The sequence below is a fragment of the Microbulbifer mixtoriginis (SeqCode) genome (genome assembly GCF_052467515.1).
In genome coordinates, this window is record NZ_CP174314.1 from 4,427,179 (window position 1) to 4,449,879 (window position 22,701).

Here is a 22,701-nt window from a genome sequence, read left to right on the forward strand (position 1 = left end):
AAAGTATAAAGAAAAAATGGAAAGGGAAATTTTTGCAGAAAACTATTGAGAAATTTCAGTAGCCATCCCCCTACGAAACTGTACCTACACTAAAAAGAGCTTGTTAAACCAATATGGGGTTCACCCTCTCCAAAGTTCGCCTCAAGATAAGTGGGGCTAGCAAAGTGAGAATTATCACTCTGTTACATTTCATTCTCATTATCAGGTTTTAGCTTTATCAATACTCCGTAATAAAACTGGAGAAAAAGGAGATCCTTAGTGAAAAGCCTTTGTGTTGCAGCAGTGCAAATGGTCAGTGGCGAGAGCGTTACAAATAATCTCTCACAGGCCTACAAACTGCTTGAGGAAGCTGCCGGGCACGGCGCGCAACTGATACTACTGCCGGAAAACTTTGCGCACTTCTCGGATAAAGGTAGTTTTTCCGTGGCCGAACCTTTTTGCATTTCTGGTAAAGCCAACGCAGATAGACAACCCATTCAACACGCCCTTGCAAATTGGGCAGAGGAGCTGGGTATCTGGCTGGTCGCAGGCTCGATACCCTTACTGGAGCGAGCCGACGGTAGCCCTACTGAGGGGAAGCGCAGCCGCTCAGCGTGCCTGCTATTCGACGATCAAGGCGCTTTGCTGGCTCGCTACGACAAAATACATTTATTTGATGTGGAAGTTGAGGACGCTACCGGCAGCTATCGTGAATCCGCCAGTATTGAACCCGGCAACGAGCCCTGTGTGGCGACATCGCCCTGGGGGGCTCTGGGGCTCAGTATCTGTTTTGATCTGCGTTTTCCCGAACTTTACCGCCAGCTAGCCATAGCCAGTGCTGAGATTTTTTTGGTGCCTGCGGCATTTACCCACACCACAGGGCGGGCACACTGGATGACCCTGTTGCAGGCACGTGCGATTGAGAACGGCTGCTTTGTAATTGCAGCCAATCAGGGGGGGACCCATTCGGAGAAAAGACGTACCTGGGGACATTCCGCGATTATTGATCCCTGGGGTGAAATTCTGGCCGAAGCCGGCGAGGGTGAAGCAGTCATCACTGCCACATTAGAAGCTGAAAAGTTGGCCAATATACGGCGGCAAATGCCATTACTTTCCATGCGTCGGCTTGGGGTCTAAATAAAAGGAATCTAAACAAAAGGTACCTAAATAAAAAAGGGGCTCCTAACGGTTGCCCCTTTTTTACGACATAGACTGTGGCAAGAAGGTGATATTAAACCTTCTCCACTGTCTGCTCGATACGCCCAAAAATAGACTGACCTTCACCATCGAACATCTCGATAGCGATAGTGTTGCCGAAATCCATAAACGGTGTACTAGGTGAACCATTCTGGATGGTTTCGATCATGCGGATCTCAGCGATGCAGCTGTAGCCAACTCCACCCTCTGCTACCGGTTTGCCGGGACCGCCATCCAGCTTATTGGATACGGTACCGGAACCGATAATAGTACCCGCACAGAGTGGGCGGGTCCTGGCCGCGTGGGCGATCAACTGGCCAAAGTGGAAGGTCATATCCACACCAGCATTGGGCTCACCAAACTTCTCACCGTTCAGTTGTGAGACCAGTGGCAGGTGCAATTTGCCCTCACGCCAGTTTTCACCCAGCTGCTCTGGAGTCACACATACCGGTGAGAAAGCACTGGAGGGTTTGGACTGGTAGAAACCAAAACCTTTAGCCAACTCCGCAGGAATCAATCCACGCAGGGAAACGTCATTCACCAACATTACCAATTTGATATGGGAGAGCGCATCCTCGGCGGATACTCCCATGGGTACATCGTCGGTGATTACGGCGATTTCCGCCTCGAAATCGATACCAAAGCCCTCACTTTGCGGCATGGTCACCGGCTCGCGCGGGGTCAGGAAGGTATCGGAGCCCCCCTGGTACATCAGCGGATCGCTATAAAAGCTCTCAGGCACCTCGGCACCACGGGCTTTGCGCACCAACTCAACATGGTTCACATAGGCACTGCCATCCGCCCAGTGATAAGCACGCGGTAGAGGCGATGCACACAGGCTCTGATCGAATGGCTCACCGGCAATCTCGCCGTTGTGCAAACGCTCGTGCAGCTTCTCCAGCTCACCACTGACGGCTGCCCAATTGTCCAACGCACTCTGCATGGTGGGGGCAATATCGCCGGCTGGCACCATACGGGTAAGATCATCGCTAACAACAACCAGTTGGCCATCGCGGCCGGATTTAAGGCTGGCTAACTTCACTGTGCCTCCCCTTCAGTTTTTTCCACAAATTCTTCTTCCCCGTGCATCCAGGCGGCGTGCCTTGGGGCTTTTTTAGTACGCGACCACTCTTCCAACATATCCTCAGCAACCCGCTTCAGCTCTTTGTGCATACCAGGCTTGGCGGTATTGGCAGCCAGCTCAATGCGATGACCGTTGGGGTCGAAGAAGTAGATCGACTGGAAAATCGTATGATTGGTAGGGCCGAGCACGTCGACCCCGGCCGCTTCCAGTCGCGCTTTGGTCTCAAGCATTTCTTCCATGGACTCCACTTCGAAAGCGATATGCTGCACCCATTTGGGTGTATTTTCATCGCGCCCCATCTCCGGGGAGTTGGGAATTTCGAAGAAGGCAAGCACATTCCCCATACCCGCATCCATAAAGACATGCATGTAAGGGTCCGGCTCACCGGTTGAGGGTACCTCGTTTTCGGCAATGGCCAGCTGGAAGTCCATACCGAGAAGATCGCGGTAGAATTCCACCGTCTCCTTGGCGTCCCTGCAGCGATACGCCACGTGGTGAATGCGCTTAATGCCCATAGAAGCCTCCGAATGTTATTCCTTTTCTTTAATGACGCCACGCTTGAGCTGATCGCGCTCAATGGATTCAAACAGGGCCTTAAAGTTGCCCTCGCCGAACCCTTCGTCTTCCTTGCGCTGGATAAACTCGAAGAATACCGGGCCGAGCATATTGGCAGAGAAAATTTGCAGCAGCAGACGCGGCTGGCCGCCCTCGGTGGTGCCATCCAGCAGGATGCCGCGGCTCTGGAATTCCTCGGTAGGTTCGCCATGCCCTGGCAGGCGCTCTTCCAGCATTTCGTAGTAAGTGTCCGGCGGCGGGGTCATAAACTCCATACCACGTTCTTTCAGGCGATCCCAACAGGCAATTAAGTCATCACAAGCAAAGGCGATATGCTGGATACCTTCGCCGTTGTACTTCATCAGGAACTCTTCGATCTGGCCACCGCCACCAGCTGCTTCTTCGTTCAGCGGAATACGGATCTTGCCATCCGGTGCAGTCATCGCCTTGGACAGCAGGCCGGTATATTCACCTTTAATGTCGAAGTAACGGATCTCGCGGAAATTAAACAGATCTTCGTAGTACTTGGCCCAGTAATCCATGCGGCCGCGATACACGTTGTGGGTGAGGTGATCCAGAGTGTGGAAGCCGCAACCTTCCGGACGACGGTCAACGCCCTCTTCCCAGATAAAGTCGATATCGTAGATGGACTCACCATCTTCGTAACGGTCGATCAGGTACAGAGTCGCACCACCGATACCCTTGATAGCTGGTAGTTTCAGCTCCATCGGGCCTGTCTGTACATCTACCGGTTGAGCGCCCTTGCGCAAAGCTTCTTCGTAGGCAAACTTGGCATCTTTCACCCGGAAGGCTAGGCCACAGGCAGAGGGACCATGCTCCTGGGCATAGTAGTAGGCGTGGCTGTCGGGCTCGTAGTTGGTGACAAAGTTGATATCACCCTGGCGCCACAACTCCACGGCTTTAGAGCGGTGGCTGGCCACCTTAGTAAAGCCCATGGCGCTAAACACAGTCTCGAGAATGCCTTTCTCCGGCGCAGTGAATTCTACAAATTCGAAGCCATCCAAACCCATCGGGTTCTCAAATAAGTCGGCCATGCAGTCCTCCGTCTCTTATCATCGCGGCGCCATTTATCGGGGCTGCGCGCTGGTTAATTTCTAGCGCAAAGGAAGTTAGTTGCAGATGTAACTAATGTCAAGGGGGCCAGGAATACGTACTCAAAGGCAGCATTCAGTCACTAAATATGAGGAGATTATGCATTCACGTGAATTGTAAGAAAGACCGCTAGATAAGCGATTCAGGTGAGAAAGAGAGGCGCAGCACAGGCTTGTACCGCACCCTCAGCAGCAGATGCTATTTACGAGCACACTTACCAGTATCGGTGCGGCACATATGCTCTTTATGAAACTTGCCGCTCATCTGGTCGCACTGGGATTTGGTAACATCCCCGGCGCAGGCACTTTCTGCATGCTGGCAGCACCCGGTTTCAGCAGTGCCCATACCGCCTTTGTCCATGGACTCTTCCTTTTTCCTCTGTTCACAAGCGGAGAGGGTCAGCACCAGCGCAGCCGCCAGTATTCCGATTGAAGCTTTGAATTGCATATAGGCCTCCTAACTAGCCGGCGAGTGGCCGGTGACATGGATGTCGCGGAATCCGCCGCCCATGGCTCTGTGCGACCCGCGTAAACATACCCGACATCTCCACCAACTGAGCGGCTTTGCACCGGGGCACAGAGCCTCTCAGCCATCCCGTAGATTTACCGGGCCATGCATTGACTGTAGCCCACACTGGCAGCGGAACCATCTGACTGGCGGGACACTTTCGATTTTTTACAGATATCGCGCCTACCTTTTCAGCAATTCACTGATTGTGACGCCGAGAGCCGGTACAATCGCTGACCGTTTGTCGGGCCATGCCCCAATCCGCCTGTATCTTTTGAGGACTGCCTATGCTTCTCGCCGCTCTCGCCATTATCGCCGGCTTTATTGTGCTGGTCTGGAGTGCTGACCGCTTCGTGGAAGGCGCCGCTGCCACAGCCAAGCACGCCGGTATGCCCACGCTGTTGATCGGCATGGTGATTGTCGGTTTCGGTACTTCTGCCCCTGAGATGGTAGTTTCAGCCATTGCCGCGCTGGATGGCAGCCCTGGCCTGGCCCTGGGCAACGCCTATGGTTCCAATATCACCAATACCGGCCTGATCCTTGGCCTCAGCGCCCTGATAATTCCCTTGAGCGTACATTCGAAAATTGTGCGCAAAGAGCTGCCGCTATTAATGGCCATCACTCTTCTGAGTGGCGCCTTCCTATGGAATGACAAGCTGGAGCGCTGGGAATCAATCATTCTGTTACTGGGTTTCTTCGGCTTGATCGGTTGGAGTGTATTCTCCGCCCTGCGCGGCAAAGGCGATAATCTGGAAGGTGAGGTCGCTGAGGAGCTGGAAGAACACGCCATGCCCCTGGGCCGGGCTCTGTTCTGGGTAGTCGCCGGCTTGGTACTTCTGATTGTCAGCTCGCGGTTGCTGGTTTGGGGCGCAGTGACCATCGCCGAATCGCTGGGTGTTAGCGATCTGATTATCGGCCTTACTATTGTCGCCCTCGGTACTTCTCTACCAGAACTGGCAGCCACCATAGTAGCCGCGCGCAAAGGCGAACACGATATTGCGATAGGCAACGTGGTGGGTTCGAATATGTTCAATCTGCTGGCCGTGGTGGGGATTGCCGGCACTATCGCTCCCATGTCCAGTGTGCCACCGGAAGTACTCACCAGAGACTGGCCCATGGTGATCGGCTTGACCCTGGCCCTGTTTGTCTTCGCCTATGGCTTTCGTGGCCAGGGTCGAATCAACCGCTGGGAAGGCGGTGCTCTTTTGACAGCTTACCTTATCTACACTGGCTACCTCATCACCACCATTACTAAAGCCGCACTTTGACCGTACTTGGGGTGGCTTCACACCACCCCAAGTTTACCGCCTGAATTCGCCATAATTTGCCCCCAAAAAGCCCGTTCTTCCAGACCAGTGCCAGCTAGTATTGGCAGCACCTCAAGGGAAATAATGACGGAGATGCTTTTATGAGGCGGAGCTTTTTTGCCAAAGTTGGCATGTTGGGTTCTTTATTCGGCTTTGGAGCTATTTACCTATTAAATGCTTCCTGGTTGGCTCCAACACCCCAGGGCGAGCCCGTTCTTATTTCCCATCGCGGTGTCTACCAAACCTACAATCGCGATAATCTAGGGCGTGACGATTGTACGGCTATTCGCATATTCCAGCCTGAGCACCGCTATCTTGAAAACACAATTCCCTCCATGGAAGCAGCATTTGCGCATGGCGCGGATATTGTCGAACTCGATATCCATCCCACAACCGACGGTGAATTTGCCGTATTTCATGACTGGACTTTGGATTGCCGTACAAATGGAAGAGGCGTCACTCGGAAGCATGTCATCACTGACCTAAAGAAGCTCGATATCGGCTATGGGTACACCTTCGATGGCGGAAAAAGCTTCCCTTTTCGCGGCCAGGGCATTGGACTACTACCCACATTGAAAGAAGTTCTGCAACACTTCCCAGATCGACAATTCCTGATCAATATAAAAAGTAATGACCCCAATGAAGCAGACCTACTCAATAACTATTTACGCCAACACCAACTACTCTCCGATTCCCGCTTAATGGTCTACGGCGGCCCCCTCCCAATCGCAAGAATACGGGAGTTAAGGCCCAAAGCTTTGGCCTTCAGTAGGGACAGCGCAAAAAGTTGTGCACTGGGATATTTGCTGATTGGGTGGAGCGGCTATATCCCCGAGGCTTGCCGCAACAGTATTGTTATGGCACCCAATACCTGGCACTGGGTACTCTGGGGCTGGCCGAACCGATTTATCGAGCGGGTAGCCCAAAGCGGCAGTTTAGTCATAGTGCTAGATCATCGAGACAAAAAGGGCGGCCTTACCGCTATCTACCGACCAGAGGATTTAAATTTCCTGCCTAAGAATTACAACGGTGTTATCTGGATTGAGAAAATTGAAGTCATTGGTCCACTGTTACAAGCCAGCCATGAATAAACACTAACGTTTTCGCCGCTGCTCTAATCGCGCCAGCTGCGCTTGTAACCGCTCTATCTCTTCGAGTAATTCCAGCGCTAGCGCAGCACCGGCAAGATTGACCCCAAGATCCCGCTCCAGCGTGTAGACACGGCGAACCCTGCGCACGCAAATACCACTAAAGCGCCAGCGGGGTTTGCGCGCACGTGGCTCGATAATACCTTCCTCCACCAGTGCCAATATACGTTCAGCAGGAAGCTCACAGGCGCGACACAATTCGCTCAAACTCAGTTCACTCTCTTCATCAAGCAGCACACCGGTGACCTGTTCGGCCTTTCTAACTCTCATTATCAGCTCCCCATGGATTGGCGCGGATTAAAGTCAAAGGCCTTACTGAATTGACGATAGGCCTCGCGCTGGGCATCGCTAGTGGCAGAGGGGGTAACTGTCTGCAGCACGATGTACATATCACCAGGTTGTTTGGCGGGGATACCCCGCCCCTTGAGGCGAAGCTTCTTGCCGTTATCACTATTGGCAGGGATGGTAACTTTCAGGGGCCCGCTCGGTGTTGGTACCTGTACTTTGGCCCCCAAGGCCATCTCCCAAGGAGCCATGGGTAAGTCCAGATAAACCGTTGGGCCCTCGGTATGATAGAGACGGTGAGAGTTGAACATGATCTCGAGGTAAAGGTCACCGGGTTTACCGCCGCCGATGCCTGCTTCACCCTGCCCGGCCAGACGAATTTGCTGACCTTCAGTAATCCCTTTTGGAATCTTGACGTTTAGTGTGCGCTCCTGCAGTTGCGGGCGCCCATCCTCCCCCAACACCGTGTGTTTAAGGGTAATCTGCCGACTGCTGCCGCGATAACTGTCTTCCAGATCTATGGCGATTCGCGCGTAGGTGTTTTCCCCCTGAGCACTGTACTGGCGCCGCTGCCTGCCGCCATAGCCCTGACTAAATCCGCCTCGCCCAAATAAGCTCTCAAAGAAATCGCTGAAGGCCTCACTATCGGCATCGGTATAACCACCACCGTGAAACTCAAACCCCTGATCCCAATTAGGGGGCGGCCGGAAATCCTGGCCGGACTGAAAGCCACTACCCAACTGATCATAGGCCGCACGTTTCTCTGGATCCTTAAGCACTTCGTAGGCCTCATTCACCTCTTTAAAGCGCTCCTCGGCATCCTTCTCACTACTGACATCGGGGTGGTATTTACGTGCCAACTTTCGATAGGCACGCTTGACCTCCGCCTGATCAGCATTCCGCTCCAGACCGAGAATCTTGTAATAGTCCTTGTATTCCATGGCTTTAATAAAAGCCGATGATGAGAGGGTTCGCCACGTATTTAAAGTGAGAAAATCGACGCGACTATTATCTGATTAAGTAGATGTCCACTGGTAAATAGAAGCGCCGATAGAACAATCGGCGCCGTAGTATTAACTTAATGCCCAGTTTCGTACCACATGTTGGCTGTTACATATTCGATACTTCCATCCTTGTAATGGATATAGGCCTGCGCCTCGTTGGATGAATAAGCTCTGACTGTCACACCGCATGAGAGCCCAGAATTACAACCTTTTATCCAATGGACCCGATCAATAGATTTAGAGATATTGGTAATACTCCAACTTCCAGAAGTGGAGCTTCCAAAACTGAAATCTATTCCATTACAGTGGGAAGTGCCATTTCCAAACACTTGGCCGCCAGATTTGACATTTAGTTGGCAAACAAGATTGGCAGAAAAAGCCGGAACGGCTAAAGAGGAGGCAAAAATTAGGGAACTCGCTAATAGAATTTTTTTGATAGTCATTTTCCTAACCTAGTTATTTTTATATATTAGTTGTCGCAGCAAACCAAATTAGCGACCTTAATCAGGTTAACATCCAGATTTTAATCTTCAAAGGCGCTTCCAGAATCCTAACGAAAAAAATTGAGAAGCTTTTATCAATTTTATGCAATTTTTTTCCATTACCAATAGATCAGTTTATAAAATCCAAATACGGATAATTTAAATGTCGATTCAGCCTTTAAAGACGACATCAAAAAAAGAGTGTTGATGCGCCATTTCAATTAGCAACTTAAATAGCACATAAACATCAACTACTCAGCTAAAGGAAACAAAAATGAATCACGCTCCCAGAGTAACATCACTACAAAACTGGTAATTATCGCTCGGCAGAATAAGGATCTTCCGCGGTCAAATAGGCAAGAATATCTGCTTTCTTTTCTTGGGAATGTAACCACTCTCGAATTTCTTTTACTTTGTCATATAGCTCTTCGCCAAATCTGCTTCTATAAACCTCAGAAAAAGTCTCTTGTGCCCTAGTATCCCTAACCTTTTTCTGCCACTCATGGGTAACCAATGAGTTCAAAGAAGCAGCAAGCCCCTCAGCTCTCAGAAGCTCTCACTCTCCCTTATCCAGCCAAATACCACCAACTGTCGGGCTATAATCTAAACGGTGCTCACTAGCCGCAGTAATTTTTAACTTCTGCATGATCATACCGGTTGCCGGACATAAAATAGCTTTCTTGGTATCTTCGGCCACGATTTCATTTAGCACAGCTATATTATCGGAAAACTGGAACTCGGGATTTTTTCTTTTCCAAGTCAGATAGTCTTCAATCAGAATCCAGTTCCCACCACAACTTGAGCAGGTATGTGCACGAAACAACTGCTCAATGACAACTGGTTTGAGCACACCTTTTTTACAACTGGTACAGCGTTTCATAATTTCTTTTCCATAAAAAATAACCCAGATCTTTTTTAAAGACCTGGGTTGCGAGATTAGAGTTTTTATCAGATAAATAACTAGTAAATAAAGCCCGAATATCGTTTATCTACCAAATCTTAAAAATATTAACTCTCTGTCTCAACGGGTTTACTTAAGTTGCCAACACCCGCTTCTTTCAAGAGAGAATCCACTAAGGGGGCCATCGCACGGTGCTTCAGAGCACTGCCGACTAAAGCTTCCGGCAGGCTTTGGCCTTTAGCTTCCGACTCTCCATCCAGAATTCCACTGGAGGCACGACCATCCACACCATTTAAACCTTCGACAGAAATAATTTTCATGCCATCAATACTTTCCATCGGTTTAACACTTTCACGGATAATATTGGGCAGATTCTCATGCAGGCTCAGCACCTTCTTCAATGCAATCTGAGCTTCACTGAGACTATTGTATGCCTCGTTCATCAGACGCTGACCTTCAGCATCTACGGCGTATTTCTCGCGATCTGCTTCGACCTTGATACGAATTGCCTCTGCCTCTGCAGAAGCCTGCAGGCGAAGTGCTTCGGCTTTATCTTCTGCAGCTGACTTCTCCGCTTCGGCCATTACTTTAATACCGGTAGCCTGACGCTCGGCCACTTTCTGGGCTTCGATAATCTCGATGCGCTTATCACGCTCTGCCACTTCCACGTCCTTGGCAGTGCGCACCTGCTCTTCGGCTTTTACCGCTTCAGCCAGTGCAACGTTGGCCTGCTGGTCTGCCTGGGACTGCTCTTTGGATTTTTCCGCAACGGCAATTGCCCGCTCCTGCTCCGCAATCTCTACAGATTTCTCTTTGGAGATACGCTGCTCATCGAGAATACGCTCGCGCTCAATTTCCTGCTCTCTCAGGCGGCGCTCCTTTTCAATCTCCAACAGTTTAGTCGCCTGCTCTGCGGCAATCTGGGATTGGCTAACTTCACGCTGGGCTTCAATTTCTGCCTGACGCGCAGCCCTGTCTTGTGCGGCCAGTTCACGAGCAATATCAGCTTTTTGTGCGGCTTCGCGATTTTCCAACTCGCGCTGTTGCTCCAAATGGGCGTAACGTTTTTCCTTATCGATTTCCAGTTTCTGGCGCTCGGCTTCGAGGTTTTTCTTCTCGATCTGCACCATAGTTTCCTGTTCGACGTCGTTCACTTCCTTGCGGCGCGCTTCAATGGAGCGGGTCATGCTGGCAAGGCCTTCGGCATCGAAGACATTATCCTGGTTAAAAAACTCTTTGTGGGTCTGGTCCAGACCGGTCAAAGAGACAGATTCCAGTTCCAGTCCGTTTTTCAACAAATCCTCAGAAACTACCTGTTGCACTTTTTGTACAAACTGGCTGCGTTGCTCATGTAACTCTGCCATTTCCATTTCGGCGGCCACAGAGCGAAGCGCATCGACAAATTTACCCTCAATCATTTCCTTCAAGGCTTCGGGGTCCAGAGTGCGTAGGCCCAAAGTCTGTGCCGCATTGGCAATCGCCTCGGCATCGGGCTTCACGCGCAAATAGAATTCCGCAAGTACATCGACACGCATGCGATCTTTGGTAATCAGCGCCTGGTGCTCTTTGCGGGATACCGCAAGGCGCAGGGTATTCATATTCACCGGAATAATTTCGTGCAACACCGGTAATACCAGTGCACCACCATTCATAATGACTTTTTGCCCACCCATACCGGTACGTACAAAAGAACGCTCTTTAGAGGCACGTGTATAAAGCCGTGCAAAAATAGTTCCAATAACAATCAGGGCCACTAATACAGCCCCGGCAATAAATACCATAATCGGAAGGTTTCCTATCACTGCTAGATTCTCCATTTAGTTATTCTCCATAAGATGTATACTGCTGGGGCGAGTTACTCGAAAATGTGCTCCCAGCTCTTCAACCAGTAACACCTTATCCCCCTGATTAAATATTTCACTCTCATCCGGCTCCACCATTACATAGTGTGTGGTTCCGTATTCATCACTAAAACGCGCCTCTGCCGGTGAACCGATTTCTGCTCTGCCGATCGTAATAATCGCTACACGGCCAATAAAGGAGTTTCTCTCAACCGCCTCAGATTCATCACCCACGGCAAAGCGTCGCATGATATTGCCAACAAAACGTACCTGGGGGAGAGCCAGGAAAAGGACTCCGACAGCAAGTAAACCGCCCGGCAATAGATACCCAAAGAATGACTCCACGAGTATTTGGATTAATAAGCCCGTTACTCCAAAACCAACCAAAAAAGTAACTAACAGGATAAGTGCAGGCACCTCCCCAAAACGTAACCATCCGAGTAGTTTAGTCATCCCCCCAGATAACCCTGTGTCTGGTACGTCAACATTAAAATCTGGTAGTACGTTATCCAGCAAGTCTGAAATACCAACACCAATCAATGTCATCACGCCTTCAAGAAGCGCTATCATAAACATTAAAAGTAGCGCGCCAGTGAAGATCAGGTTTTGATCTTGCAACAAAAATATCATCAGCCCCCCGATTTAATTTTAGCTAAACGTTCTTTCACACGATTATTTCGTGCAAACTCCTCAAGCTCTGCTAACTTGCTGGCATCTATTTCGGAATCAAATGTCGATATAGCTGTACTACCCATTGCTCGATTAAATGCATCTGTAGCTTGTTCTACCTGGGCTTTCGACTTTCTATCCCTTCCATATTCATCAGTAACAACGCTACCTCTTGCATTTTTATTGACTGCAATAAATTCCTTTAATTGCTCACTCATTTCACGCTTCTTACCTTGCAGAGCAAGAATATAAGAACCTAGTTCCTTTATTTCTATCTCATTTTCACTGATCGCTTTCTCTAAAATTGGAAGCTGCACCTCAATATCCATTTGCTTGGCGATGGCGACTTCAGCCAAATCATCACGACCTTCATTTACAGCAATGGTAATTTGTTCAGCTAAACGTTTATGACGTGTTTTTTCTTCGTTTAACGTTCTACTATTTAGATACTTAGATACCTCTGCTTTTCCTAGCTGATCTCGCACATCCTTAATCGCATCATCCACATCCCGGATTGCCTGTTCCATCACTGACTCTGGCGCAGCAGCTTCAACTGAGTCCACAACTGCATTCGCAGACACAGAGATTAAGCGTGAAATGCGCTTAATTAATCCTTCTCTCAAAATTTTCTTTCCTTTTACTATTTCAATTTTCACCAAAGCCAGACCAGGTCCCTCAAAATCTGACAAACTTTATTAAGTACTTACCGCAACAGGCTGCTAAATTACCGCTTTTTTTCAACAGTAATTCTGCCGCTTGCTTAATCATAAAGCTCATTTGCGCAGATACTTATTCCGCAGTTTCACTTTCAAGGCGTTCACGAATTCTCACAGCGGAATCACGGTGAATGCTGCGTGGACTGCTCTGTTGTGATAACAGCAACATTTTTTCCAGGAAAGCCTCGACACTTGGCAACAAGTCTTTCTCCAATTCCGGTGCCATTGGCTCTTTACCGGCCACATTTTGGATAATGGCGGCACCTTCTGTGAGCAAGTCCATTACCGCCTCAATCAACAGGCTCCGCTGGTTTTCCTCCAGATAACGAGCCTTTAACGGCAGCATGGCCTCCGCAGAAGAGAGATAGCTGCGGGAAAGACAATCCCCGCCAATAGACTCTCTCGCCATTGCAATAATTTCGCGTACTTTTTCACTTTGGGTGACCGCCCCATTGCGATCAATCGACATCAAATATGCATAATCTTCCGCCGATAGGCGTGCCGATATAGATTGTGTTTTATTGAGCATAATGATCCCTTGCTTGCCATGTATACAAAAGTACACACCACTATGTGTAGGGTCAATTAAAACTCGCGTGACCTATTGGTACGACAGCACCAGCCGGTGTGGAAAAAAATCTTTTGTTGATTGTGCTATCTATAATTCAGGGGATTTTTGTAAGGAATTGTTCTGATTACCGCCAGTTGTTTTAAATTACACCTCCTTACAGGGATAAATTCCCGCAAAAATATTTTTGTTTTTCACACCCAGAAACAGGCTTTTGGCGACACACCTATAGTTCCATCGCCAACTGACGGATGTAATGTCGATAGAAAACCTGATTCTCAATGTCGATAGCTATAAAGCCAGCCACTACCTGCAATATCCACCAGGTACGGAATTTATTAGCAGCTATATTGAGTGCCGCGGCGGGGAATTTTCTGAAACGGTATTTTTTGGTTTACAAGCTTTTATTAAGCAGTACCTACAAAGACCTATCACAATTGCCAATATCGAAGAAGCAAAAACACTACTAGAAACCCACGGTTTGCCCTTTAATCGCGCGGGCTGGGAACATATCGTCAGTAAACATCGGGGGCTGCTGCCTTTAGAGATTTGTGCTGTAGAGGAGGGGGGCATTATTCCTTTACACAATGTTATGGCACAAATTGTTAATACCTGCCCATCCTGTTTCTGGTTGACCAGTTATCTTGAGACCGCACTGGTGCGCGCTCTCTGGTATCCCTGTACTGTCGCCACACAGAGCCGGGAAATCAAAAAAATCATTGCGCATTATTTACAGCAAACGGCCGACAGCCAGAAGAGTCTCCCCTTTCAATTACACGATTTCGGCGCGCGTGGGGCCAGTAGCTTGGAAAGTGCCACGTTGGGTGGTATGGCTCATTTAGTGAATTTTTACGGAACAGATACTCTCTCAGGAATTTTAGGTGCGAGAAATTTTTACCATGCCGATATGCCTGGATTTTCTATTCCGGCTGCGGAGCATAGTACCATCACCGCCTGGGGCCGGGATGGGGAAGCATTGGCCTATCAGAACATTCTGCAACATTTTTCCGGAAAAAATAAAACCGTTGCTGTGGTCAGTGATAGCTATGATTTATGGCATGCAGTGGAAAATATCTGGGGTGGCCAATTAAAAAACACGATTCAAAACAGTGGTGGGACCTTGGTTATCCGCCCAGACTCCGGCAACCCTGTACAGATTGTTGTCGAGTGTATAGAGCGATTGATGCATATATTTGGGGCTCACACCAACAGCAAAGGTTACCGTGTTTTGCCTGAGTATATTCGTGTTATCCAAGGAGATAGCATCTCTCGCTTCACTATCCCCAAAATACTGCAGGCAATGCAGAAGCATAATCAGAGTGCTGAGAATATCGCTTTCGGTATGGGCGGCGGACTGCTGCAGAAAGTTGACAGGGACTTAATGAGCTTTGCCATGAAAGCCAGTGCTATTCGCATCAACGGTATCTGGCGGGACATCTACAAGGACCCGCGCACAGGGCCAGAGAAAAAATCCAAGCGCGGACGCCTGGCACTGATTCAATGCGAGAATGGCGACTTCAGAACCATTCGTCTGGAGGATGTAAATCAATACAAGAACTTTCTGAGACCAGTGTTTCGTAACGGCAATTTGCTTATAGAAACGACTTTTGCTGAGGTGCGCCAGCGCGCAGCCATTTAGCAACTTGATTCATCCCCCTCCTCTTTCCGTAACCATTTGCCCCTAGCAAACCTCATTTCACCGAACCAACACTTTACAAAAGCAATCATGGCCTGTTACCTGTATAGGTTTGTTGTCTGGACAAGGCGCCCGGCCGGGCCTCTTGTATGTATCGGGCACAATAACAATAAGCACACCCCCAAACGCTATGGGGGGATAAAGGTAGCCAATGGAAAGAAGAAAATTCCTCAAGATCGCCGGCGTCGGCTCCAGTGGTATTTTATTACCGCTGCAGGGCATTCAGGTCAGCGCCGAGCAACTGCTCAATGAGGGCATGCACAGCTCGCACAAACGACACCTGGCAGATGTCGCCCTGAATACGGCGCGCAAAGCCGGTGCCAGTTATACCGATGTGCGCATCGGTCGCTATCTCAACCAGTACGTGATGACCCGCGAAACCAACGTGGAGAATATCGTCAATACGGAATCCCTCGGCGCCGGTATCCGCGTAATCGCCAATGGCACCTGGGGTTTCGCCGCCACCAACGATCTGACTGCCGACGGCGTTGCCCGCGCCGCACGCCAGGCGGTTGCCGTTGCCAAGGCCAACGCCAAATACCAGACCGAGCCCGTGCGCTTGGCACCGGTTAAAGGCGCAGGCGAGGTTTCCTGGCAGACACCGATCAAACAGAATGCCCTGCAGGTGCCCATCAGTGAGAAAGTCGATTTCCTGATGGATGTTAACAATGGGGCACTCAAAGCCGGAGCCAGCTATATTCGCTCTTCCCTGTATTTAGTCAATGAGCAGAAATACTTTGCTTCCAGCGACGGCTCCTATATCGACCAGGATATCCACCGCCTGTGGGCGCCCATGCAGGTGACCGCTGTGGATAAGAAAAGTGGGGCCTTCAAAACGCGCAATGGCCTCAGCGATCCAGTGGGAAGGGGTTATGAATACTTGGCTGGTCACGACAAAGACAAAATTCGCGGACAGACCACGCTCTACAAAGCCTCCTACGATATGGCCGAGGATGCCGTGCTCGCGGCCGAGCAGGCCAAAGCCAAGCTATCGGCCAAATCCATCGATCCGGGCAAGTACGACTTGGTACTGGAACCCTCGCACTTATGCCTGACCATCCATGAATCTGTGGGCCACCCATTAGAACTGGACCGCGTGCTGGGCTACGAAGCCAACTATGCCGGAACTTCCTTCGCCACCCTGGATAAGTGGCGCAGCGGTAAATTCCAGTACGGCAGCGACAAAGTCACCCTGTTTGCCGACAAGGTACAACCGGGCTCCCTCGGTGCAGTTGCCTATGACGACGAAGGGGTTAAAACCAAGCGTTGGGATCTGGTGAAAGATGGCATCCTGGTGAACTACCAGGCCACTCGCGATCAGGTGCATATGATCGACCAAAAGGAATCCCACGGCTGCAGCTACGGCGATAGCTGGTCCAGCGTGCAATTCCAGCGCATGCCCAATGTCTCCCTGGCTCCGGGAGAGAAGAAGTACTCAGCCAAAGACATGATCCGCGATGTGGAAAAAGGCATTTACATCGTCGGGCGCGGCTCCTACTCCATTGATCAGCAGCGCTACAACTTCCAGTTCGGCGGACAGCTGTTCTATGAGATCAAAAACGGTGAGATCGTCGGCCAGGTTGAGGACGTCGCCTACCAGTCCAACACGCAGGAATTCTGGAATTCCTGCTCGGCAATATGCGACAGCAGCGACTACCGCCTGGGCGGAACCTTCTTCGATGGTAAGGGCCAACCCAGCCAGGTGAGTGCGGTATCCCACGGCTGCTCCACCACCCGTTTTGACCAAATTAATGTAATCAATACCAAGCGCAAGATTTCCTGAAGAGCGCACAAGAATAAGTAATTGGAGAAAAGGCAATGGCAATTCTGAGTAGAAGTGAAGCGAAGCGTATTCTCGATAAGGTTTTGAAATACAGCCGCGCCGATGAAGCCAGCGCGCAGCTGGCCGGCAGCGAGACCGGCAATATTCGCTATGCGCGCAACAGTGTTTCCACAAGTGGCATCGTCAACGATATCGAGCTGGCGGTAGAGGCCCGTTTCGGCAAGAAATCGGGCGTAGCCACCATCAACGAATTCAGCGATGCCTCCCTGGAAAAAGTGATGCGTCGCGCCGAAGAGCTGGCCAAGCTGTCTCCGGAAAATCCTGAAGCCATGCCGATGCTGGGCCCACAGAAATATGTCAGCGTGGACGGCTTCGCCAAGTCCACCGCAGATATCACCCCAGACCAGCGCGCCAAGGCGGCCGCAGATTCCATTATTGCGGCCAAGGAAAAGAAGGTGGTTGCCGCGGGTTACCTGGAAGACGAGCGCTCTTTTGCCGCAGTCGCCACCAGTAAAGGCCTGTTCGGCTACCACGCCTCCACTTCAGCCAACTTCACCGTAACCATGCGCACCGAGAATGGCCTGGGCTCCGGTTGGGCCGAAAGTGATGTTACCGATTTCGGCGCAATGAATACCGGCAGCACTTCCTCTGTCGCCATCGACAAAGCGGTCCTGTCCCAGGAAGCCCGCGCCCTGGAACCGGGCAAGTACACCGTGATCCTGGAGCCCAATGCAGTGTCCGGCCTGGTGGGTTACATGATGAGCGGCTTCGATGCGCGCAGTGCCGACGAAGGCCGCAGCTTTATGAGCAAAAAGGGCGGCGGCAACCGCACCGGCGAGAAGATGTTCGACAAGCGCGTAAATTTCTACTCCGATCCCACCAGTCTCGATGTGCCGGCCCAACCCTGGACCGACGGTGACTTTATGCAGCTGGGGCGCACCGAATGGGTGAAAGACGGCGTAGTGAAAAACCTGGCGCGCAGCCGCTACTGGGCCGAGCAAAGCAAAGGCGAAGTGGTCCCCGAGCCCAACAACCTGATTATGATCGGCGGCGATAAAACCACCGAAGAACTGATCAAAAATACCCGCCGAGGCATTTTAGTATCCCGCACCTGGTATATCCGTATGGTCGATCCGCAGTCCATGCTGCTCACCGGCCTCACCCGCGACGGCACCTTCTATATCGAAAACGGCAAGATTAAATACCCGGTGAAGAACTTCCGTTTCAACGAGAGCCCGGTAATCATGCTCAACAATATCGAAGATATGGGCGTCCCCCAGCGAGTGGGTATGTGGGGCATGTCCGCCATGATTCCCGCACTGAAAGTACGCGACTTTACTTTCAGCAGCCTTTCTGACGCCGTTTAACCGCCAGCACCACTTGAGGATAACGAAATGGATAGAAGAAAATTTCTCCAGCTCAGCGGTGCCGGCCTGGGTGTTTCCATGTTGCCGCTGTCCGGCAATCTGGTGGCCGAGAGCAAACTGACGCAAAGCGGTATTGATCTCTCGGTAAAAAAAGAATTTGCCGATGTCGCCCTGAATACCGCCACTAAACTCGGCGCCACTTATGCCGATGTGCGTATTGGTCGCTACCTGAATCAATACGTAATCACCCGCGAGATGAAAGTGCAGGACGTGGTGAACACCGAATCTATCGGCATGGGCATTCGGGTTATTGCTAATGGCACCTGGGGCTTTGCTGCCACCAATGACCTGACCGCCGATGGCGTCGCCCGCGCCACCCGTCAGGCAGTAGCCACGGCCAAGGCCAACTCCAAGTACCAGCAGGAGCCAGTACAACTGGCCCCGGTGAAAGGTCATGGCGAAGTCAGCTGGCAGACACCGATCCAGAAAAACGCTATGCAGATCCCCCTGGCCGACAAGGTGGACCTGTTAATGGACGTGAACAAGTCTGCCCTGGATGCCGGCGCCAGCTATATCAACTCCATGTTGTACCTGGTGAATGAGCAAAAGTATTTTGCCTCTACCGATGGCTCCTATATCGACCAGGATGTTCACCGTTTGTGGGCGCCCTTCTCGGTCACCGCGGTGGACAAGAAAACCGGTGGCTTCCGCACGCGCCAGGGCCTCAGCCAGCCGGTAGGACGCGGCTTTGAATACCTGGATGGCCGCGCCGAAGACAAGATCCAAGCGCAGACGGTGCTCTATCGCGATTCCTACGATATGGCCGAAGACGCACGCCTGGCGGCGCAACAAGCCAAGGAAAAGCTCACGGCTAAATCGGTCAAACCGGGCAAGTACGACCTGGTGCTGGACCCAAGCCACCTGTGGCTCACCATCCATGAATCCGTCGGCCACCCGCTGGAGCTGGACCGCGTGCTCGGCTACGAGGCCAACTTTGCCGGCACCTCTTTCGCCACTATCGATAAATGGCGCAGCGGCAAATTCCAATACGGCAGCGACAAGGTCAACCTGTTTGCCGATAAGGTACAACCCGGCTCTCTCGGCGCCGTCGGCTACGACGATGAAGGCGTGAAGACCCGCAACTGGGATCTGGTAAAAGACGGCGTACTGGTGAACTACCAGGCCACCCGCGACCAGGTACATATGCTGGGGCAAAAGAAATCCCACGGCTGCTGCTACGCAGATAGTTGGTCCAGCGTGCAGTTCCAGCGCATGTCCAACGTTTCGCTGTTGCCTGGCAAGGAGGAGCTGAGTGTTGACGATATGATCAAGGATGTGGAGAAAGGCATTTATATTGTGGGTGCCGGTTCCTTCTCCATCGATCAGCAGCGCTACAACTTCCAGTTCGGTGGACAGCTGTTCTACGAGATTGAAGACGGCAAGATTACCGGCATGGTGGAGGACGTCGCTTACCAGTCCAACACCCAGGAATTCTGGAATGCCTGTTCGCAGGTCTGCGACAAAGATGATTACCGCCTGGGTGGTTCCTTCTTTGACGGTAAGGGACAGCCGATGCAAACCAGTGCGGTATCCCACGGTAGTTCCACTGCACGCTTCGACGGTATCAATGTGATTAACACCAAGCGCAAGCTGGGCTAATCACTGATCCACGCAGGGGTCAGGCCGGATAACCGGTATGGCCCTAGCGTTATGATTAAAGGAAAGCAGGCACTTCACTCAAGACACGCTGTTAATACGTCCCTGTACGCTCGTAATCGGCATCCATGCCTCATACGGTCTTGAGTGAAGTACCTACTTTCCTTTCTAGCTAACAATAAACCAACGCAGTAACAGAGTTATCCCGTGTCCCTCACCCGCAAGGCTTTTCTCCAGCGCCTGATCCTGGGTAGCTGCGCCGCAGCGCTGCCGCTGGGCACACGCGCACAAAATACCGCACCGGGTAGTGCGCAGGAGCACTACGATTTTTATTTCACCCGCTTGATGTACGAGTCCGGTGACTGGGATGTGGATCAGCGCATGCCCTCCAACCTGCTCAATTCACTGGTGGAATACACCAATCTCAGGGTTGATCCCAAAGAGCACATAGTGCCGCTGGCCGATAAGAAAATGCTGCTGGCGCCTTTCTGCTACCTGGCCGGACACAAGCTGGTGCAATTCACCACGGAAGAGGCCAAGAATTTTCGCGACTACGTCAATCGCGGTGGCTTTGTATTTGTCGACGACTGCAACCACGATATCGACGGTCTCTTTGCCAAATCCTTCGAAGCGCAAATGGCCGAGCTGTTTGGCGAAGACTGCCTGCAAAAGCTCCCAGACGATCACGACCTCTACCGCTGTTTCTTTCAATTCGATGAATTGCCGGTAACCAGCTTTGAATTAAATGGCTGGGGTGATGATCTGGTACACGACTACCTGAAAGCCATTGTTGTAAACGGCCGTATCGCCGTGCTTTACAGCAACAAAGATTTCGGCTGCGAATGGGACTACGACTACCGCAACAAACGCTGGCTCGCCATCGATAACACAAAATTTGCGGTGAACATTGTTATTTACGCACTGACGAGCTGATTATGCTGACCACCCTGGAAAATAGTATCGAAGAACAACTGCACAGCCTCGACCATCTTCAGCAGGAAATTGCACGGGTGATTGTCGGCCAGAAACCTGTGGTGGAGCAGATGCTGATCTGCCTGTTGGCCGGCGGCCACGCCCTGCTCGAAGGAGTGCCGGGGCTGGGTAAAACCCTGCTGGTAAAAACCCTCGCCGATGCCAGTGCGCTGGATTTTAAGCGGGTGCAGTTCACCCCGGATTTAATGCCCGGAGATATTCTTGGCAGTGAGATCCTCGAAGAGGATCACAGCACCGGCAAGCGCTTTTTTAAATTCCAGCAGGGCCCGGTTTTCACCAATATCCTGCTCGCCGATGAAATTAACCGCACACCGCCGAAAACCCAGGCAGCCCTATTGGAGTCCATGCAGGAAGGCTCGGTAACGGTGGGCGGTAAAACACTCAAATTGCCCGATCCCTATTTCGTACTGGCCACACAAAACCCCATCGAACAGGCCGGCACCTATCCACTGCCGGAAGCTCAGCTGGACCGCTTCCTGTTAAATATTCATATCGACTATCCCGATGAGCGGGATGAAGTTGAAATCCTGCGCTCCACCACCGGTGCCAGCAGGGTCAAACCCAGCCCCAGCCTGGATGCGGAGCAATTGCGCGAAATGCAGCAACTGGTGCGGGAAATTCATGTTAGCGACGATTTGTACCGCTACGTGGCGACACTGGTGCGCGCTACCCGTATGGAAACCAGCGGCAGCGATACCCTGCAACAGTGGATCAAGTGGGGCGCCGGCCCCCGCGCGGGGCAGGCTCTGATTCTCGCCGCCAAGGCCCGCGCCCTTTTGCAACGACGCCTCGCCGTCACCCGCGAGGATATCCGCAGCCTGTTACTGCCAGTGCTGCGCCACCGGGTGCTGCTCAGCTTCCAGGCCCAGGCCGATGGCGTGCAGATGCCACAGCTGATTGAAGAACTACTGGCAGCGGTGCCGGAACCGGGCCGGGACTGATCAGCGTGGAATACCTGTCCCCCAAAACCCTGGCCAGTTGTCGCGACCTGGTGTGGCTGTCGCGACATATTGCCGAGGGCGTGATGCTCGGTGTGCAACACAGCCAGCGCCGTGGCACTGGCCTGGAATTTCACCAATACCGAGGCTATCAAGCGGGCGATTCCATCCGCCATATCGACTGGAAACTGTTCGCCCGCAGTGATCGCTACTATGTGCGCGAGACCGAGCAGGAGAGCCGTATGCACGTGTGCTTTGTGCTCGATACCAGCGCCTCCCTGGACCAGGCAAGCTTTGTCGAGCCCAGCCTGAATAAACTGCATTACGCCAAGTGCTGGATTGCCAGCCTATGCTGGCTGCTCAACGCCCAGGGAGACAGCTTTTCTCTATTGGCGTTTAACAGCAGTCGGACGGTTTATGTGCCGGAAGGCCAGGGCGAGAGCCACCAGCGTCAAATCGCTCTTCAGCTACAACAACTCGACGCCAACGACCACTGGCCAGATCGCGCTCAACTGGCGCCGCTGTGGCAATACTTTGAGCGGCCCTGTCAGGTGGTATTGCTGAGTGATTTTTTTGAACAAGGTAATGAGATCGGCGATTTTGTCGCACGCCTGCATGCCGCCGGCCGCCCCTGCCTGCCACTGCAATTGTTAATTGAGGCAGAACAGACTTTTCCTTTTGGCGGAGAGCTAAAGCTGCTCAATCCAGAAGTAAGCGCCAGTACGCCCGCAACTTTAGAAGTGGACGCCGAGCGGCAACGCCAGTCTTACCTGGATGCTTTTGCTCATGCACAGAGCGAGTTAAAAGCACGCTTTGCCACACAGGAATGTTCACTACAGACCGACCTTATCGAGCAGCCTGTGGAAAAGTCATTGCGGCAATTTATTCAGCTGCACGGCAGGTTGTGCTGAG

General features: G+C 51.5%; 22 protein-coding genes. 10 read left to right on the forward strand and 12 right to left on the reverse strand.

Features of this window, described 5'->3' with window-relative positions; genetic code table 11:
* The first annotated feature begins 258 nt into the window (after positions 1-258).
* Positions 259-1,116: a carbon-nitrogen hydrolase family protein gene (locus ACJJIT_RS19060; protein WP_444899355.1), complete on the forward strand. Its 858-nt coding sequence runs from the start codon at positions 259-261 to the stop codon at positions 1,114-1,116.
* A gap of 94 nt (positions 1,117-1,210) precedes the next feature.
* Here ACJJIT_RS19060 and ACJJIT_RS19065 read toward each other — a convergent pair whose 3' ends face one another.
* The 4 genes from ACJJIT_RS19065 to ACJJIT_RS19080 all read right to left on the reverse strand — a co-directional run bounded on the left by ACJJIT_RS19065 (position 1,211) and on the right by ACJJIT_RS19080 (position 4,375).
* Positions 1,211-2,218, reverse strand: coding sequence for a fumarylacetoacetate hydrolase family protein (locus ACJJIT_RS19065; RefSeq protein WP_444899356.1), 1,008 nt, complete (start codon positions 2,216-2,218; stop codon positions 1,211-1,213).
* A complete protein-coding gene (locus ACJJIT_RS19070; RefSeq protein ID WP_252084079.1) occupies positions 2,215-2,775 on the reverse strand; it encodes a VOC family protein in 561 nt (186 codons plus the stop codon). Before ACJJIT_RS19070 ends, ACJJIT_RS19065 begins: the two co-directional genes overlap by 4 nt.
* Positions 2,776-2,790: 15 nt before the next feature.
* Entirely contained in the window at positions 2,791-3,870 is a 1,080-nt protein-coding gene (hppD, locus tag ACJJIT_RS19075; protein WP_444887697.1) for a 4-hydroxyphenylpyruvate dioxygenase, read from the reverse strand.
* 256 nt (positions 3,871-4,126) lie between these two features.
* Positions 4,127-4,375 carry a hypothetical protein gene (locus ACJJIT_RS19080; protein WP_252084077.1) on the reverse strand — a complete coding sequence of 83 codons (249 nt, stop codon included), beginning with the start codon at positions 4,373-4,375 and terminating at the stop codon, positions 4,127-4,129.
* A 347-nt stretch (positions 4,376-4,722) separates the two neighbouring features.
* Between ACJJIT_RS19080 and ACJJIT_RS19085 the strand changes: the two genes are divergently transcribed.
* Positions 4,723-5,703: a calcium/sodium antiporter gene (locus tag ACJJIT_RS19085; RefSeq protein ID WP_252084076.1), complete on the forward strand. Its 981-nt coding sequence runs from the start codon at positions 4,723-4,725 to the stop codon at positions 5,701-5,703.
* Between the two features lie 140 nt (positions 5,704-5,843).
* The gene (locus tag ACJJIT_RS19090; protein ID WP_444899357.1) at positions 5,844-6,833 is read left to right on the forward strand and encodes a glycerophosphodiester phosphodiesterase family protein; all 990 of its coding nucleotides are present in this window, start codon (positions 5,844-5,846) and stop codon (positions 6,831-6,833) included.
* Between the two features lie 3 nt (positions 6,834-6,836).
* On the opposite strand, the gene ACJJIT_RS19095 is transcribed toward ACJJIT_RS19090, so the two are convergent.
* From ACJJIT_RS19095 to ACJJIT_RS19130, 8 genes are all read right to left on the reverse strand, one after another.
* Complete coding sequence (locus tag ACJJIT_RS19095) at positions 6,837-7,160, reverse strand: chaperone modulator CbpM (RefSeq protein WP_252084074.1); 324 nt, start codon at positions 7,158-7,160, stop codon at positions 6,837-6,839.
* 2 nt (positions 7,161-7,162) lie between these two features.
* Positions 7,163-8,116, reverse strand: a complete 954-nt coding sequence (locus tag ACJJIT_RS19100; RefSeq protein ID WP_444899358.1) for a DnaJ C-terminal domain-containing protein — start codon at positions 8,114-8,116, stop codon at positions 7,163-7,165.
* A 137-nt stretch (positions 8,117-8,253) separates the two neighbouring features.
* Entirely contained in the window at positions 8,254-8,622 is a 369-nt protein-coding gene (locus ACJJIT_RS19105; protein ID WP_252084072.1) for a hypothetical protein, read from the reverse strand.
* A 595-nt stretch (positions 8,623-9,217) separates the two neighbouring features.
* Positions 9,218-9,541, reverse strand: a complete 324-nt coding sequence (locus tag ACJJIT_RS19110) for a zf-TFIIB domain-containing protein (protein ID WP_444899359.1) — start codon at positions 9,539-9,541, stop codon at positions 9,218-9,220.
* A 128-nt stretch (positions 9,542-9,669) separates the two neighbouring features.
* Positions 9,670-11,379 (reverse strand): flotillin family protein, encoded by a 1,710-nt coding sequence (locus ACJJIT_RS19115; protein ID WP_444899360.1) that lies wholly within the window; start codon positions 11,377-11,379, stop codon positions 9,670-9,672.
* Positions 11,380-12,033, reverse strand: coding sequence for a YqiJ family protein (locus tag ACJJIT_RS19120; RefSeq protein ID WP_444899361.1), 654 nt, complete (start codon positions 12,031-12,033; stop codon positions 11,380-11,382).
* On the reverse strand, positions 12,033-12,761 hold the full coding sequence (locus ACJJIT_RS19125; protein WP_444899362.1) for a PspA/IM30 family protein: 729 nt from the start codon (positions 12,759-12,761) through the stop codon (positions 12,033-12,035). Before ACJJIT_RS19125 ends, ACJJIT_RS19120 begins: the two co-directional genes overlap by 1 nt.
* A gap of 100 nt (positions 12,762-12,861) precedes the next feature.
* Positions 12,862-13,317 (reverse strand): hypothetical protein, encoded by a 456-nt coding sequence (locus ACJJIT_RS19130; protein ID WP_444899363.1) that lies wholly within the window; start codon positions 13,315-13,317, stop codon positions 12,862-12,864.
* Positions 13,318-13,612: 295 nt separating this feature from the next.
* Between ACJJIT_RS19130 and ACJJIT_RS19135 the strand changes: the two genes are divergently transcribed.
* The 7 genes from ACJJIT_RS19135 to ACJJIT_RS19165 all read left to right on the forward strand — a co-directional run bounded on the left by ACJJIT_RS19135 (position 13,613) and on the right by ACJJIT_RS19165 (position 22,700).
* The gene (locus tag ACJJIT_RS19135; RefSeq protein WP_444899364.1) at positions 13,613-14,995 is read left to right on the forward strand and encodes a nicotinate phosphoribosyltransferase; all 1,383 of its coding nucleotides are present in this window, start codon (positions 13,613-13,615) and stop codon (positions 14,993-14,995) included.
* Positions 14,996-15,203: 208 nt separating this feature from the next.
* Positions 15,204-16,835, forward strand: coding sequence for a TldD/PmbA family protein (locus ACJJIT_RS19140; RefSeq protein ID WP_444883342.1), 1,632 nt, complete (start codon positions 15,204-15,206; stop codon positions 16,833-16,835).
* 35 nt (positions 16,836-16,870) lie between these two features.
* Positions 16,871-18,202, forward strand: coding sequence for a TldD/PmbA family protein (locus ACJJIT_RS19145; protein WP_252084064.1), 1,332 nt, complete (start codon positions 16,871-16,873; stop codon positions 18,200-18,202).
* Between the two features lie 27 nt (positions 18,203-18,229).
* Entirely contained in the window at positions 18,230-19,861 is a 1,632-nt protein-coding gene (locus ACJJIT_RS19150; RefSeq protein ID WP_252084063.1) for a TldD/PmbA family protein, read from the forward strand.
* Between the two features lie 204 nt (positions 19,862-20,065).
* Complete coding sequence (locus ACJJIT_RS19155; RefSeq protein WP_444899365.1) at positions 20,066-20,791, forward strand: DUF4159 domain-containing protein; 726 nt, start codon at positions 20,066-20,068, stop codon at positions 20,789-20,791.
* Positions 20,792-20,793: 2 nt separating this feature from the next.
* On the forward strand, positions 20,794-21,792 hold the full coding sequence (locus tag ACJJIT_RS19160; RefSeq protein WP_444899366.1) for an AAA family ATPase: 999 nt from the start codon (positions 20,794-20,796) through the stop codon (positions 21,790-21,792).
* Positions 21,793-21,797: 5 nt separating this feature from the next.
* Positions 21,798-22,700 (forward strand): DUF58 domain-containing protein, encoded by a 903-nt coding sequence (locus tag ACJJIT_RS19165; RefSeq protein ID WP_444899367.1) that lies wholly within the window; start codon positions 21,798-21,800, stop codon positions 22,698-22,700.
* Position 22,701 lies beyond the last annotated feature (1 nt).